The 14,950-nt window shown below is 69.0% G+C and carries 9 protein-coding genes; 3 read left to right on the top strand and 6 right to left on the bottom strand.

Annotated features, from left to right (window positions below):
• Window positions 1-66: 66 nt before the first annotated feature.
• On the top strand, window positions 67-1,503 hold the full coding sequence (locus OU994_RS22275) for a M28 family peptidase (RefSeq protein ID WP_281607715.1): 1,437 nt from the start codon (window positions 67-69) through the stop codon (window positions 1,501-1,503).
• A gap of 114 nt (window positions 1,504-1,617) precedes the next feature.
• Here the strand turns inward: OU994_RS22275 and OU994_RS22270 are convergent, their stop codons facing one another.
• From OU994_RS22270 to OU994_RS22245, 6 genes are all read right to left on the bottom strand, one after another.
• A complete protein-coding gene (locus OU994_RS22270; protein ID WP_281607714.1) occupies window positions 1,618-2,376 on the bottom strand; it encodes a hypothetical protein in 759 nt (252 codons plus the stop codon).
• A gap of 122 nt (window positions 2,377-2,498) precedes the next feature.
• Window positions 2,499-5,015 carry a DNA polymerase II gene (locus OU994_RS22265; protein WP_281607713.1) on the bottom strand — a complete coding sequence of 839 codons (2,517 nt, stop codon included), beginning with the start codon at window positions 5,013-5,015 and terminating at the stop codon, window positions 2,499-2,501.
• The gene (locus OU994_RS22260; RefSeq protein ID WP_281607712.1) at window positions 4,997-5,899 is read right to left on the bottom strand and encodes a diguanylate cyclase; all 903 of its coding nucleotides are present in this window, start codon (window positions 5,897-5,899) and stop codon (window positions 4,997-4,999) included. The genes OU994_RS22265 and OU994_RS22260 overlap by 19 nt, the downstream gene beginning before the upstream one ends.
• Window positions 5,896-9,105 (bottom strand): hybrid sensor histidine kinase/response regulator, encoded by a 3,210-nt coding sequence (locus OU994_RS22255; RefSeq protein WP_281607711.1) that lies wholly within the window; start codon window positions 9,103-9,105, stop codon window positions 5,896-5,898. Before OU994_RS22255 ends, OU994_RS22260 begins: the two co-directional genes overlap by 4 nt.
• A gap of 12 nt (window positions 9,106-9,117) precedes the next feature.
• The gene (locus tag OU994_RS22250) at window positions 9,118-10,803 is read right to left on the bottom strand and encodes a TonB-dependent receptor (RefSeq protein ID WP_281607710.1); all 1,686 of its coding nucleotides are present in this window, start codon (window positions 10,801-10,803) and stop codon (window positions 9,118-9,120) included.
• A gap of 9 nt (window positions 10,804-10,812) precedes the next feature.
• Window positions 10,813-11,349: a TonB-dependent receptor plug domain-containing protein gene (locus OU994_RS22245; protein WP_281607709.1), complete on the bottom strand. Its 537-nt coding sequence runs from the start codon at window positions 11,347-11,349 to the stop codon at window positions 10,813-10,815.
• Window positions 11,350-11,613: 264 nt separating this feature from the next.
• On the opposite strand from OU994_RS22245, the gene OU994_RS22240 reads away from it, so the two are divergent.
• Entirely contained in the window at window positions 11,614-13,872 is a 2,259-nt protein-coding gene (locus OU994_RS22240) for a TonB-dependent receptor (RefSeq protein WP_281607708.1), read from the top strand.
• A 114-nt stretch (window positions 13,873-13,986) separates the two neighbouring features.
• Window positions 13,987-14,949, top strand: a complete 963-nt coding sequence (locus OU994_RS22235; protein ID WP_281607707.1) for an alpha/beta fold hydrolase — start codon at window positions 13,987-13,989, stop codon at window positions 14,947-14,949.
• Window position 14,950 lies beyond the last annotated feature (1 nt).

Raw genomic sequence — 14,950 nt, 5'->3', positions numbered from 1 at the left:
GCATCATTGACTGACCGGCAACTCCCATGCAATATTGAATGTTCTTCCTGTTAAGAAAGCGATTGCATGCGTCATCTCCTCACCGCACTTTCCCTCGCGCTCGCCGCCGCCGGCGCTTGCGCCCAGGCGCCTTCCGGCACCGTGGCCGACCGCATCTCGGCGGATTCGCTGCGCGGCCACCTGTCCTTCCTGTCCTCGGACCTGCTGGAAGGGCGCGGCACGCCGTCGCGCGGACTGGACCTGGCGGCCGAATACATCGCCGCGCAATTCCGCCGCGCCGGCCTGGAAGCGGTGGGCGACGACGGTTATTTCCAGACGGCCAACTGGCAGCAGGCGCAGCGCGATGCGCGGGACTTCACGTTCACCGTGCAGGCGGGCGGCAAGACCTTCGCCGTGCCGCACTCGGCGGCCACCGCCAATTTCGTGCAGCCGGTGGCGCTGGCCGCCACGGGCGTGGTGCGCATGACATGGCAGGAAGCGCTGGCGGCGGGATCGGAAGTCGACGGCAAGGTGCTCGTGGTACCCGCCGCGCCGGTGCCCGACGCCGCCGGCGTGCTGCGCGCCGGCCTGAAGTCGCGTCCCGCGCTGGTGGTGCTGGCCGATACCAAGGGTTATCAGCGCAACCGGGGCGACGGCTGGCTGATCGATCCGGAGCAGGTGGCGCCCGCCGGCGCGGCCCCGGTCGTCGTGCTGCACGACGCGGCGGCCGCCACGGCGCTGCAGGAAGCCGATGCCACGGTGGCGGCCACGATCGCCGTGCCGCAGTTGCGCGCGGTGAAGCTGCGCAATGTCATCGGCGTATTGCGCGGCACCGATCCGGCGCTGAAGAATACCTATGCGATGCTGACGGCGCACTACGACCACCTGGGCATCCGCAACGGAGTGATCCATAACGGCGCCAACGACGACGGCAGCGGCACCGTGGCGGTGATCGACATCGCCGCCGCGCTGGCCGCCGAGAAGACCCGCCCGCGCCGCAGCATCGTGTTCATGGCGCTGTTCGGCGAGGAACTCGGCCTGCTCGGCTCGCGCTACTACGGCCGCCATCCGGTGTTCCCGCTGAAGGATACGGTGGCGCACCTGAACCTGGAACAGATCGGCCGCACCGATGACAGCGAAGGCGCCCAGGTGGGCACCGCCACGCTGACCGGCTTCGATTATTCCACCGTGACCGAGTACCTGAAGAAGGCCGGCGAGCGCTCCGGCGTGCGCTTGTGGAAGCACGAGGCCAACAGCGACCGCTACTTCGCCCGCAGCGACAACCAGGCGCTGGCCGACGTGGGCGTGCCGGCGCACACCCTGGCCGTGGCCTTCGGCTTCCCCGACTACCACGGCAAGGACGACGACTGGTCAAAGCTGGACTACGACAACATGGCGCGCGTCACGCGCATGGTCGCGCTGGGGCTGCAGGACATCGCCAACGATGCGAAGCGGCCAGCGTGGACCAATGCGCCGAAGGCCGCGCCGTACCTGGAGGCGGGAAGGAAGCTGATGGGGCAGTAGGGGTTGATCAGGTCGCAGGAGCTTAGCGCCTGGTGTCAGACATTATTTTCGCAGGAAAATAGTGTCTAAATAGTGTCTGACATCGGTTTTAACGTGCGGTGGCAGGGGCCGGCGTCAAGCGGGCAGGCGATCCGGCGGAACCTGGCTGCGGCTCAGTGCCAGGTCGCGCAGTGCCAGGTCGCGCAGTGCCAGGTCATTGTAAAGCACGACCATGTTCGCTGATACGAACATCGGCACCAGGGCCGTGACGGCGGCCGAAAGCAGCAATGCGGCGATCGCCCCGGCCAGGTTGTCGGGCAGCGATACCGTGCTGATGTCGAAGCGATCGACCAATACCGCCACTCCAAGGACAAGGCAGTAGCCGATCGCCACGCGCCACCAGTGTCCCCGCACCAGGCGCCGGCTGGCCTTGAGCGCTTCGACCGGTCCCACACCGTCGATGACCAGCGCTGGCCACCAGAACGACAGCGCGACAAACAGGTAAAGGCCGGGCAGCAGCAGCAAGACCGCGCCGCTGCCCACCGCCAGCATGAACAGCGCGGATGCCGCCAGGCACGGCAGCAGGCAACGCAGGCCGCACGCCAGCGACTCGCGCGCGACCGCAGGGCGCGCGTGGGCGCACGCATTGACCTGGTGGAGCAGCGGCGACATCAGCGCCGGGCTCACCAGCAGTAGCAGGGCGCACAGGTAAAGGATCCACTCCCGGTCGCCATGCTCGCCGGCGACCCAGACCCCCAGGCCGAGCAGACCAATCAGGAGCACCACCGGCACCAGCGCATACGGCAGGACCCGCAGGAAACTCTTGAAGAACAGGCCTTGCGTGGCACGCCCGACGTCGATCCAGCCCAGCGGAGTCGAGGATATGGTGAACATGTCATGATCTTTCGATAACATTTAAATATCGAGAACATATCCTCCTGCCGGGCGCGCGTCAACCGCAGGACGGTACGTGATAGTGACTGGGACAGCCTGCCACCCGGCACCAGGCGCCTCGGCTAGAACAGCACCCGCTGCCGGCTCGTCAACCCCGTAAAACTGTCCCCCAAAAACGGCAGGATCGCATCGGCGATGGGCTTCAGCTGCCGGTCCAGGTAGTGCGCATAGTCGATCGGCGAGCGGCGCCGTTCCAGCGGTTCGGGGCCGGCGGTGGTCATCAGGTAGCGGATCCAGCCGCGGTTCTGGTATTGCAGCGGGCGGCCCTGCGCGGCGTTGACTTCGTCGGCGATGCGGGCGGCGCGCACGTGCGGCGGCACGTTGCGGTCGTAGTCGCCCAGCGCGCGGCGCAGCCGCTTGCGGTAGACCAGCAGGTCATCGAGTTCGCCGCGCAGCATCCGTTCGGCATAGTCGCGCACATAGTCCCGGTACGGTTCATTGCGGAAGACCAGGCCGTACAGCGTCTGCTGGAATTGCTGGGCCAGCGGCGTCCAGTCGGTGCGCACCGTTTCCAGGCCCTTGAAGACGATGTCGTCGCTGCCGTCCGGGCGCAGCACCAGGCCGGCGTAGCGCTTCTTGCTGCCTTCGTCGGAATCGCGCACGGTCGGCATCAGGAAGCGGCGGTAGTGCGTTTCGTATTGCAGTTCGAGCGCGCTCGCCAGCTTGAATTCCTCCTGCAGGTGCGCCTGCCACCAAGCGTTGACGTGGGCGACCAGCGCGCGGCCGATATCGTCCGCTTCCCGCGTGCCGTGGCCGCGGCCCAGCCACACGAAAGTGGAATCGGTATCGCCGTAGATCACCTGGTAGCCCCGTTCCTCGATCAGTTCGCGCGTGCGGTGCATGATCTCGTGGCCGCGCATGGTGATCGAGCTGGCCAGCCGCGGGTCGAAGAACCGGCAGCCGGACGAGCCCAGCACGCCGTAGAAGGCATTCATGATGATCTTCAGGGCCTGCGACAGAGGCTTGTTGCCATCGCGCTTGGCCGCCTCGCGGCCCTGCCAGACCCGGGTGACGATCTCCGGCAGGCAGTGCGCCTTGCGCGAGAAGCGCGCGCCCCGGAAACCGGGCACGGTATCGCTTTCCGGCTCGCGCAGGCCTTCGATCAGGCCGACCGGATCGATCAGGAAGGTGCGGATGATGGACGGGTACAGGCTCTTGTAGTCGAGCACCAGCACCGAATCGTACAGCCCGGAGCGCGAATCCATCACGAAGCCGCCCGGGCTGTCCGCATTGGCCACGTCGCCCAGCCGCGGCGCCACGAAGCCGGCGCGGTGCATCAGCGGCATGTAGGAATGCTCGAAGGCGGCCACCGAGCCGCCGCTGCGGTCGGCCGGCAGGCCCGTCACGCTGGCGCGCTCCAGCAGGAAGTCGAGAATGCCCGTGTGCGCGAAGATGCGCGTGACCAGTTCGCAGTCCTTCAGGTTGTAGCGGGCCAGCGCCGGCTTGTCCTCGGCGAACAGGCGGTTGATCTCGTCCATGCGGTCGTACGGGTTGTCGATCGCCTTGCCTTCGCCCAGCAGGGTCTGCGCCACGTTCTCCAGGCTGAACGAGGCGAAGCTCCAGGTGGCCGAGCGCAGCGCCTCGATGCCGTCGATCAGCAGTCGGCCCGGCGCGGCCGCGAAGAAGTGCTGGCCATTGGTGTGCTCGCGCCATTCCATCGGCGTGCCGCCGCGGCCCAGCAGCAGCGGCACGCCGAAGCGCTCCGCATGCTTCTGCAGCACGCGCAGGTCGAACTGGATCACGTTCCAGCCGATCACCGCATCCGGATCGTGGCGCGCCATCCAGCCGTTCAGCCGCGCCAGCAGTTCCGGGCGGTCGGCGCAATACGTGAGGTCGAAGTCGATGCCGGCCGGGTCGCCGTTCGGCGGTCCCAGCATGTACACGTCGCGCGCGCCGCAGCCTTCCACCGCGATCGAGTACAGGTCCCCGTGCGCGGTGGTCTCGATATCGAGCGACGCCAGGCGCAGCGCCGGGCGGTAGCCGTCGTGCGGCTTGAGCCGCGCGTCGACGACGATGCCTCGAGCTTGTTGGTCTTCCTTGCCCTCCCAGCACACGGATGCCGTGATGAAGCGTTCCATCAGGTAGCGTTCGGGAGGCCGCACGTCGGCTTCGTAGACGTCGATGCCGTGCTCGCGCAGGCGCTTTTCCAGCTTCAGGAGTTGCCGGTAATGGCGGCAATACAGGCCGGCGACGGGGCGGTGGCGGAAATCGCGCAAGGCCAGCGGCCGCAGTTCGCAGCCGCGCTCCGAGCGCAGTACCGCCTGCGCCGCCTCCAGCCACTCGGCCGGGATGAACGCGACCGACGGCTGCGGCGGCAGCCGCACGCAGCGCGGACCGTCTTCGGTGGCGATCCAGAATTCGACTTCGGTGCCGGCGTCGGTATCGCGCCAGTGGCGGGTCAGCAGGAAGCCGCAGCGCGGCCCGGCGGCCGGCGTGCCATCCGCCTGCGAGTCATTGGCGTACGTCCGATCTGGCGACGATGCATCGGCATGCCCGTCGTCCGCCTGCGGTTCGTCCATCTGCGTTTCGCCCGGTGGTTCGTGGCCCGCCTGCGCGCCGGTCACGGCGCGGCGCGCCACACCACGCGGTCGCGGCCGGCCTGCTTGGCATGGTACAGGTGCGCATCGGCGGCCGCGAACAGCGCCGCCGCGTCCTCGCCGGGCAGCAGCGTGGCCCCGCCGACGCTGGCTGTCAGCAGCGGCCCCACCGGCGACGCCACGTGGTCGATCGCCAGCCGGCCCAGCGCATCGCGCAGCTGGTCCACCACCGCGCCGGCCGTGGCGGCATCCGCGCCCGGCATCAGCAGCACGAGTTCCTCGCCGCCGTAGCGCGCCGCCAGGTCGCCGGGGCCGCGCACGCTGGCCGCGGCCGTGCGCGCCACCGCCCGCAGCGCGCGGTCGCCGGCCGGGTGGCCGTAGTGGTCGTTGTACTGCTTGAACGCGTCGATGTCGAGCAGCGCCAGCGACAGCGGCGTGCCGCGCCGGCGCGCCAGCGCATGTTCGGCTTCGAATGTCTCGTCGAAGCGGCGCCGGTTGGCCAGTTCCGTCAGCCCGTCCACGTGCGCCAGGCGCTCCAGCATGCGGCGCTGGCGCACCATCTGCAGGTGCAGGGCCACGCGCGCCATCACCACGGTGGCGTTGAAGGGCTTGGCGATGTAGTCGGAGGCACCCAGTTTCAGGCCCTGCGCCTCGTCCTCGGGCCGGCCCAGGCCGGAAACGAAGATCACCGCGATGTCCGCCGTGCGCGGGTCGTCGCGCAGCCGGCGCAGCACTTCGAAGCCATCCATGTCCGGCATCAGCACGTCCAGCAGGATCAGGTCGGGCAGGTGGCGCCAGGCGCGTTCCAGCGCCTGCGTGCCATCCTTGGCAAGCAGCACGGTGTACTCGGGTTTCAGCAGCTCGGCGAGCACGCCGCGGTTGATCGCGTCGTCGTCGGCCACCAGCACTTTTTGCAAGGCGTTCATGCAGGGTCTTCGAGGGTCGTATCCAGCGCATGCGCCAGGCGGCCCAGCGGTTGGATTGCCGCATGATACTCGATATCGGCGACGGCCCGCCCGATCCCGGCCAGCAGGGCGCCATGGCCGGCCACGGCAGGCAGCGCCTGCAGTTCGCGCAGCAGGTCTTCGGCGCGGGCATCGTCGGCGTGCAGGCAGGCGGCCAGTTCGCGCAGCAGCGCCCGCACGTCGGTGCCGCCGGCGCGCGCCACGGCCGGCGCGGCGGCCAGCGGTGCCAGGCCGGCCAGCAAGGTCTGCAGCACGCCGGCCAGTTCGGCCACCAGCACGGGGAGGCCGCCGGAATCATCCGCATGGGTACCGGCGTCGGGTCCGGCGCGCAGCTCATGCTCGACGCTGCCGGCCACCCGCGACAGGTCGGTGGCGCCGATGTAGGCTGCGCTCGACTTCAGGTTGTGCGCCAGCGTCGCCACCGTGTCGCGATCGCCGGCCGCCAGCGCGGCGCGCAGCGCCGCGGGCGCGGCCCCATACTCGCGCACGAAGCCATCGAGCCGCTTCTGCAGCCGGGCACGCTGGCCATCGACGCTGGCCAGCGCGGCATGCCAGTCGACGCCCGGCAGCGCCGGCAGCTGCGCGGCTTCCTGCGTCGGCTGCTGCATGGCTTCGCGCGTTCCCGCTTGCGACGGTTCCCACGGCGCCGGTACCACCGCCGGCAGCGGCGGGGCGGCGCGCCTGGCCACGCGAGCCGGATCGATCCAGCGCAGCAGCGCGGCAAACAGCAGTTCCGGGTCGATCGGCTTGACCAGGTGGCCGTTCATGCCGGCCGCCAGGCTCTTTTCCAGGTCGCCGGCCAGCGCGTGCGCCGTCATCGCCACGATGGGCAGGCCGACGCGGCCGGGCAGGGTGCGGATGCGCCGCGCGGCCGTCAGGCCATCCATGCCGTGCATCTGGATATCCATCAGTACCAGGTCGTAGTCGTGCGCCTGCACCATGCGCAGCGCGTCCAGGCCGCTGGTGGCCACGTCCACGCGCAGCGGCGCGGCCGCCATGAAGTCCAGCGCCACTTCGCGGTTGTTGGCGTTGTCGTCCACCAGCAGCACGCGGGCGCCCGCCAGGCGCGCCAGGTTGGCCTGCGACGGTACAGCCACGGCGCCGCCGCGGACCGCCGCATCGGGACGCAGCGGCGCGGCGCCCGCGTCGGCGACGCCGGCATGGATGGTGAACATGAACGTACTGCCCATGCCGGGCCGGCTGTGCACCGTGATCCGGCCGCCCATCAGCTGCACCAGCTGCTGCGAGATCGTCAGGCCCAGCCCCGTACCGCCGTAGCGGCGGGTCATGGAAGCGTCGCCCTGGCTGAACGCGTGGAACAGGCTGGCGAGCTCGTCCTCGCCCATGCCGATGCCGGTATCGCTGACGGAAAAGCGCAGCGCCACGCCGGCCGAACCGTCGCCCGTGGCCGGGCCGTCCACTTCCACCGCAACCACCACCTCGCCCCGCTCGGTGAACTTGAGGGCGTTGCCGGTGAGGTTCAGCAGCACCTGGCCCAGCCGCAGCGGGTCGCCGACCAGCGCCGGGGGCACGCCGGTGCCGACGCGGAACACCAGCGACACCGCGCTCCCCGCATGTGTCCCCTCATGTGTCCCTTTGTTCGCCCCCTCGTATGCTCCCTCCTGCGCCGGCGCCGCCAGGCTGGCCAGGTTGTCGAGCAGTGCCTGCACGCTGAACGGCACCCGCTCCAGCGTCATCTTGCCGGCCTCGATCTTGGAAAAGTCGAGGATGTCGTTGATGATGCCCAGCAGGTGCTCGCCGGCGCCGAGGATCTTGACCAGGTAGTTGCGCAGCCGCGCGTCCGGGCCGGCCATCAAGGCCAGCCGGCTCATGCCGAGGATCGCATTCATCGGCGTGCGGATCTCGTGGCTCATGTTGGCCATGAACTGCGCCTTCAGCCGCGCCGCCGCCTCGGCGCGCAGCATGGCCGTCTGCATGCCCTGCGTGCGCAGGCCGAGGATGCGCATGTACACCAGCATGTCGACCGCGCTGGCCAGCTGCAGCGCATGCATGGTCCAGAAGGTGGCTTCCAGCTGGCCGGCGAAGACCTGGCCGAGCACCACCGCGCCCGTGAAGGAAATGATCCAGCTGGAGGTGAAGTACCAGCCGACCGGATCGCCACGGCGCATCAGCCGCCATGCCCCGGGCAATCCGAACAGCTTGGGCGCGGCGCCCAGCGTGGAGACCACCAGCAGCAGGCCGTTCATCGGCAGGATGTCGAGCGCGTAGGTGACGGCGGTCAGCGCCATCAGCATCGCGCAGCCTTTCATCAGCAGGCTGAAACGCCGGTCCATGCCGCGCCGCGCCAGTACCTGCTCGACGAACAGGTAGGAGCCGCAGGAGGCGATCATCGCCGTGATGCCGCCGGCATGCTCGATCATCCAGCGGTTGCCCGGCCACAGGTATTGCTGGCCGATGCCGAAGAAGTCGACGCCGTACAGCGCCAGGCCGAAGGTGGCCAGCGCGAACTTGCCGAAGGTGTTGTCGCGCAGCGTGACCCAGTGCGACAGGCTGTAGACCAGCAGGCAGAAGGCCAGGCCGGCCAGCAGGCCCTGGATCATCTGCTCGAGCAGTTCCGTGCGGTGGAAATGCGCGGCCTTCTCCAGCCGCACCGGCAGGATGATGGGGCCGCGCGCCTCGACCCGCAGCAGCAGCGTGTGCTCGCCCCGCGGCAGCGTAAGCACGAAAGCGGGCACGCGCGCGCCCATGTGCGGCTCGGGCGGCGGCAGGCGGTTGCCGGCGGCCTGGTGGCCGCCGGGGCGGCCATCGGTGACGATCCACGTATCGACCCGGCCCAGCAGAGCATAGTTCAGCGCCAGCACCCACTGGCCATTCGCGCCTTCGGGAACCCGCACCGGAATGCGCAGCCACAGCACCCGCTCGTACTTGCCCGTGGTGCCGCGTGCCAGCGCGGGCGGCGCGAACCGGTCCCGGGCCGCCAGGGCGGCGGCCGCGTCGAGCTGGCGATCCGGGTCGGACAGCACCGTCATCGCCGACCACGCGTCGGCCTCGTTCAGCGCGTCGTCCAGCACGACCGGCGCGGCCGCGGCCAGCGTGCTCCAGCCGAAGGCCATGGCGGCGAGCACCAGGCGCAGGAGGGCAAGGAGGGCAAGGAAGGCCGCGGGCAGCGCGCCGCCATGGCGGGCGGGCTGGCGGGGTGGATGCATGGCCGTCTCCGCTTACTGGTAGCGGTAGTCGAAGCGCACGCCGACCACGCGCGGCGCACCCGGTACCGCCATGCCGAAACTGTCGATGGTGGCCGGCGCAATGCGGTTGCCCAGGTTGTGCGCGTAGGCGGCCAGGGTCCACGGCGCATCGTCCGGGCGCCAGGCCAGCGTGGCGTCCACGGTGGCCATGGCCGGCACGCGGTACTGCACCAGCTTCGACGGCACGCCGATCATGTAGGCCGCGCTGCGGCGCGCGTCGACGCCGGCGCGCACTTCATGGCCGGCCAGGCGCACGCGGCGCTGGTAGCCGGCCGACAGCACGTGCGACGGCGAGCGGTCCAGCTTGCGCCCGTTCCACGAATGGATGCCGTCCGGCGTGTACGACACGTAGTGCGCATCGAGCAGGGTCAGTCCATAGCTGAAGCGGTCGTCCGCACTGGCCTGCACCTTGCCGTCCAGTTCCAGGCCGCGCACGCTGGCGATGCCGGCATTGGTGGTGATGAAGCGGGGCGCGCCGGCGATGATGGCATTGCCGGACAGTTGCAGGCTGGTGTAGTCGTACTTGAACGCGGCCGCGTCCAGGCTGGCGCGCCGGTGCCAGAAACGCGTCTTGGCGCCCAGTTCCAGGGCCTTCAGCGTTTCCGGCCGGTAGAACAGGTAGCCGGGCGCCACCGCCGCCGCCGCCGGGCAGGCCGGGCCGGCCAGGCAGCCGTCGTTGAAGCCGCCGGCCTTGTAGCCGGTGGACAGCGTGCCGTAGACGAACGTGGCCGGCAGGAAGGCCGACGGCGCGAGGTCGTAGTCGAGGCCCAGGCGCCAGGTGCGCTTGCCGGTCTCGATCCGCGCCGCGTTCGGCAGCTGGAAGTCGGTGGCGGGGTTGAAGGCCGGACCCTGCTGGAAGCTGGTGGCGCCCACCCGCGATTTTTCATCCTCGGTATGGCGCAGGCCGGCGGTGGCGCGCAGCCGGCCGGTGACGCGGTATGCCAGCTGGCCGAAGGCGGCGCGGCTCTTCGCCACGGTGGGGTCGGTGGGGAAGGCATAGTACGGCGTCAGGCCGATCGGGGCCAAGTCGCGGAACACGTAGTTCGAATGCGAGCGTTCGTCGAACCAGTACAGGCCCGCCTGCGCGGACAGCGCGCCATCGCCGCCGGTGGCCACGCGCAGCTCGTGCGAATCCTGGCGCTGCCCGCCGGTGAAATTCTGGCGCACGCCCAGCGTGGCCTGCGGCGCCACCCGGTAGATGTAGTTGGTGAGGAAATCCAGGTCGAACTTGCGGTGGGCGCCCAGGTAATGCAGCGTGGCCGGGCCCAGGTTCCACGTGAACTCGGCGCCGGCGCCGGCGCTGCGGTTGCGCCCCCAGCCCTGTTCCGGCACCACGTTGCGCGGCACGAAGCGGTTGGTCAGCCGGTCCCGCGCGGCGGCGCCGTACCACTCCGGCTTGCCGCTGTCGGCGTGGCGGAAGAAGTTGTTGTCGGACACGAAGCTGTCCGGGTTGTAGTCGTTGCGGGCGTGATCGGCGCGCAGCAGCAGCGAAGCGGCGGGGCCCAGCGCCACCCTGGCCGACAGCCGGGCGGCGCGGCGGTCGGCGTCCTGGCCCGGCGTGTGCGGCGTGCTCTGGCCATTGCGCAGGTAGGCGTCGTGGCGGTCGACGGCGACGGCGGCGCGCAGCGCCAGCCAGCCGGTGACGGGCACGTTCAGCATGCCGTTCGCCTAGCGGCTGCGGAAGTTGCCGGCCTCCACGCCGAACGCCCCTTCCAGCGCGCGCGTCGGCGCCCGCGAGATCACATGGACGACGCCGGCCGTCGTGTTGCGGCCGTACAGCGTGCCCTGCGGGCCGCGCAGCACTTCGATCCGGTCCACGTCCAGCAGCAGGCCGTTCTGGTTCTGCGGACGGGCGATGTAGATCCCGTCCAGCATGAAGGCGGCGGAAGGATCGCCCTTGTCGGTGGCATCCGAATTCGACACGCCGCGGATCGTGATGCGCAGGCCGTCGGCGGCACCGTCGAGGTGCACGTTCGGCAGGCGCTTGGCCAGTTCCGCCGGCGTGCCGAAGCCGGCCTCGCGCAGCGCCTCGCCGGACAGCACGCTCATGGCGACCGGCGTCTTCGATTCGAGCGAGGCGGTGCGCTGCGCGGTGACGACGACTTCCTGGAGCTGTCCATCGGCCACCTGCGCGTGCGCGGCATTGGCGCATGCGGCGGCCGCCAGGACGGCCAGCAGGGTGGGGTTACCGCGGTGATGTTGCATTGCTTCTCTTTCAGGTCGGGACCCCGCGCGCGACGTGATGAAATTGTTAATTATTGTCGGCGGCGAGGTGAAATCAACCTGCAAGTCTATCAGCTCGGCTTGCAGAGTTATAGTCAATTACTGTCGAGCAAGTGCTCCTGTCCACCCGCTGTCGCGGCCAAGCCACTGGCCGGCGGGGAAGGCCGGGCTGTCATGGCGTCGTCACATCCACTCTTTACCATTCGGCACAGTTTTCATTTAGCCAACTTCGCCTGAAAGATGCCGATGCGCCAGCCTCAGCTTTGCCCGCTTCTGTTCCGCCCACGCCTGAGACCCCTCTGCCTGTCGCTGCTCGCCGCGCTGCCCGCGCTCGCGTTCGCAGCCGACCCGGCGCCGGACCCGGCCGGGGCGCCGCCGACGGCGATCGTGGAAGTGACGCGCACCGGCCAGTCGCGCCAGGTGCAGAACATCACCCGTGCCGACCTGCAGCAGGCGGCACCCGGCACCAGCCCCCTGAAGACGCTGGAAAAACTGCCCGGGGTGAGTTTCCAGTCGGCCGACCCGTTCGGCAGCTACGAATGGTCGACGCGCTTCTCGATCCGCGGTTTCAACCAGAACCAGCTGGGCTTCACGCTGGACGACATCCCGCTGGGCGACATGAGCTACGGGAACAACAACGGCTTGCACATTTCCCGCGCCATCTCCGCCGAGAACATCGGCCGCGTCGCCGTGTCGCAGGGCGCCGGCGCGCTGGGCACCGCATCGACCAACAACCTGGGCGGCACCGTGCAGTTCGTCACGCTGGGCCCGGCCAGCGAACAGGCCGTCACGGCCGCGCAAACGCTGGGCAGCGACGACACGGCACGCACCTTCGTGCGTTTCGACAGTGGCGATTTCGCCGGCGGCACCCGGTTCTATATCAGCGGCACGCGCATGCGCTCGGAAAAATGGAAAGGCGCCGGACCGCAGGACCAGGACCAGTTCAACAGCAAGGTCGAACGCCGCATCGGCGAGCACACGCTGTCGGTCTTCTTCAACTATTCGGACCGCCGCGAGGTCGACTACCAGGACCTGTCGCACGAGATGGCGCGCCGCCTGGGCATGGACTGGGATAATTACTACCCGGACTGGCAGCGCGCCGTGAACGCGTCGAAGGGCGTCTACAGCGGCGCGGTCAACAGCCTGGACGACGCCTACTACCTGGGCCAGGGCCTGCGCAAGGACAAGCTGGGCGGCGCCACGCTCGACCTGCAGCTGGCGCCGGCGCTGGCCGGCAAGCTCACCGCCTACCACCACGGCAACGAAGGCCAGGGCCACTGGTACACGCCGTACACCCCCACGTCGGCCGAGGTGCCGATCTCGATCCGCACCACCGAGTACACGATCAGCCGCAACGGCGTGCTGGGCGACGTGACGTGGGAACTGGGCATGCATACGCTGAACGCCGGCTTCTGGGCCGAGCGCAACAAGCACGAGCTGACGCGCAATTTCTATGCCGTGACCGACGGCCGCTACATCGACGACTTCCTGCGCGACCCGATGAGCACCGGCTTCCGCCAGTCGTTCGTCACCGATACCCGCCAGTTCTACGTGCAGGACACCATCGCGCTGCTGGATGGCCGCCTGAAGATCAACGCCGGTTTCAAGAGCCCGAAGGTGGAGATCGACGCGCATACCTTCACCGGCGACCGTGCCGATGGGGCGATCACGGCGAAGAAGACCTTCCTGCCGCAGGCGGGCGTGACTTACCAGCTGTCGCGCAGCGACGAGCTGTTCGCCTCGGGCGCGAAGAACATGCGTTCGTACCAGCCGGGCGTGAACGGCCCGTTCTCGCAGACCCGCGCCGGCTACGCGCTGTCGATCGCCGGCCTGAAACCGGAGACCTCGACCACGTTCGACGCCGGCATGCGCTTCAAGCGTGCGATTGGTGAACAGCAGGTGCAGGGCTCCGTCGCCGTCTACTACGCCAAGTTCGACGACCGCCAGATGGGGATCGCCACCTGCGCCGGCATCGTCGGCTGCGCCGGCACGATCGTCAACGTGGGCAAGGTGGAGACGCGCGGCCTGGAAGCGCTGGCCGTGTGGAAGATCGCGCCCTCGGTCAGCTGGTTCAACACCTTCACGTACAACGATTCCACCTACGAATCGAACTACACGGACAATGGAAAGCTGGTCGCGGTGACAGGCAAGCAGGTGGTCGACGCGCCGAAGAAGATGTTCAACACGGAGCTGGCGTACGACGCCAACGGCTTCTACGCCCGCCTGGGCGCGAAATACACAGACAAGCGCTACTACACCTACCTGAACGACAATTCGGTGCCGTCCTTCGTGGTGGCCAACCTGTCCGGTGGCTACCGCCTCGGCTCGGCCGGCATGGTCAAGGACCTGACCCTGCAGGTGAACGTGACGAACCTGTTCGACCGGAGCTACTTCGGCACCATCGGCTCGAACGGCTTCTCGGCCTCCGACCCGCAGGGCACCTCGATGACGCTGCTGTCGGGCGCGCCGCGCCAGGTGTTCTTCACGCTGTCCGGCAAGCTGTAAGCCGTACCCGGCTTCGTGGCAGCGCAGGCGGTGGCGCTGCCGGGGGAGTTGCATTCATGGCAAGGCGAGGCTAAGCTGGCGGCCGACAGACCGATTGACCAACCCAGCCGAACCATGACTGCGAAGACTCTGACATCCACCTGGCGGAACGCGCTGATCGCCGCCGCCGCATCGTTCATCCTGGGCGTGCCGGCCCACGCCGCGCGCGTGATCGAAGAACATCCGATCGCGATCGACGGCCAGCCGGGCCGCTACTTCCGCCTGCACGATACCGAAGCGAAGGAGGGTGCGCAGGTGATCGTCGTCGTCAGCGGTTCCGGTTGCGCGGAATTCGGTTCGCGCCTGCCGTATTTCTTTGAAAAGTATCCGGCGCCGGTGGATGTCTACCATCTCGAGAAGCCCCATGTCGGCAAGGGGGCGACCGGCGAACCCGGCACCTGTTCGCCGGCGTTCGAGCAGGCCGACAACCTGCAGCGCCGGGTGCGGGACACGCTGGCGTTCCTGGAGCAGCAACCGGTGCTGGCACGCTCGGCACCGCGCGGCATCGCGCTGGTGGGATTCTCCGAAGGCGGCCGCGTGGCGCCGATCGTGGCCGGCCGCAGCGGCAAGGTCGGCTGGCTGGCGGTGGCGGGCAAGGGCGGCATGCGGCAGTCCGACGGTTTCCTTGTGTTCGCGGACCGCGGCGTCGCGCCGTACGCCAATCCTTCTTCCAGGGCGCTGCTGGAAAAGCAGTTCGCCGCCATCGCCGCCGACCCGTCCGCGCTGGACAAATCGTTCTTCGGGCATCCGTATGCCTACTGGAGCTCGCACCTGTTCCATGACTCGCTGCCCGACTTCGCCCGGCTGGACATCCCGGTGGTGGTGGCGATGGGCGAGAAGGATGAAAGCGAACCGATCGAGTCCGGCAGGGCGCTGAAGGATTTCTACAAGCGCCATCCGGACAAGCCGTTCCGGTTCATCGAATACGAAGGCGCCAGCCACGGGCTGCAGCGCGGCGACAGGCGCCATGTGCAGGACTTCGTGGCCAGCCTCGCCGGGTGGATCGGGAACGATCCGCGTGCCTTCGACGAGCGCTAAG

This window comes from Pseudoduganella sp. SL102 (genome assembly GCF_027856995.1).
Taxonomy (GTDB): Bacteria; Pseudomonadota; Gammaproteobacteria; order Burkholderiales; family Burkholderiaceae_D; genus Rugamonas; species Rugamonas albidiflava.
This window is presented reverse-complemented; position numbering and strand designations above follow the sequence as displayed.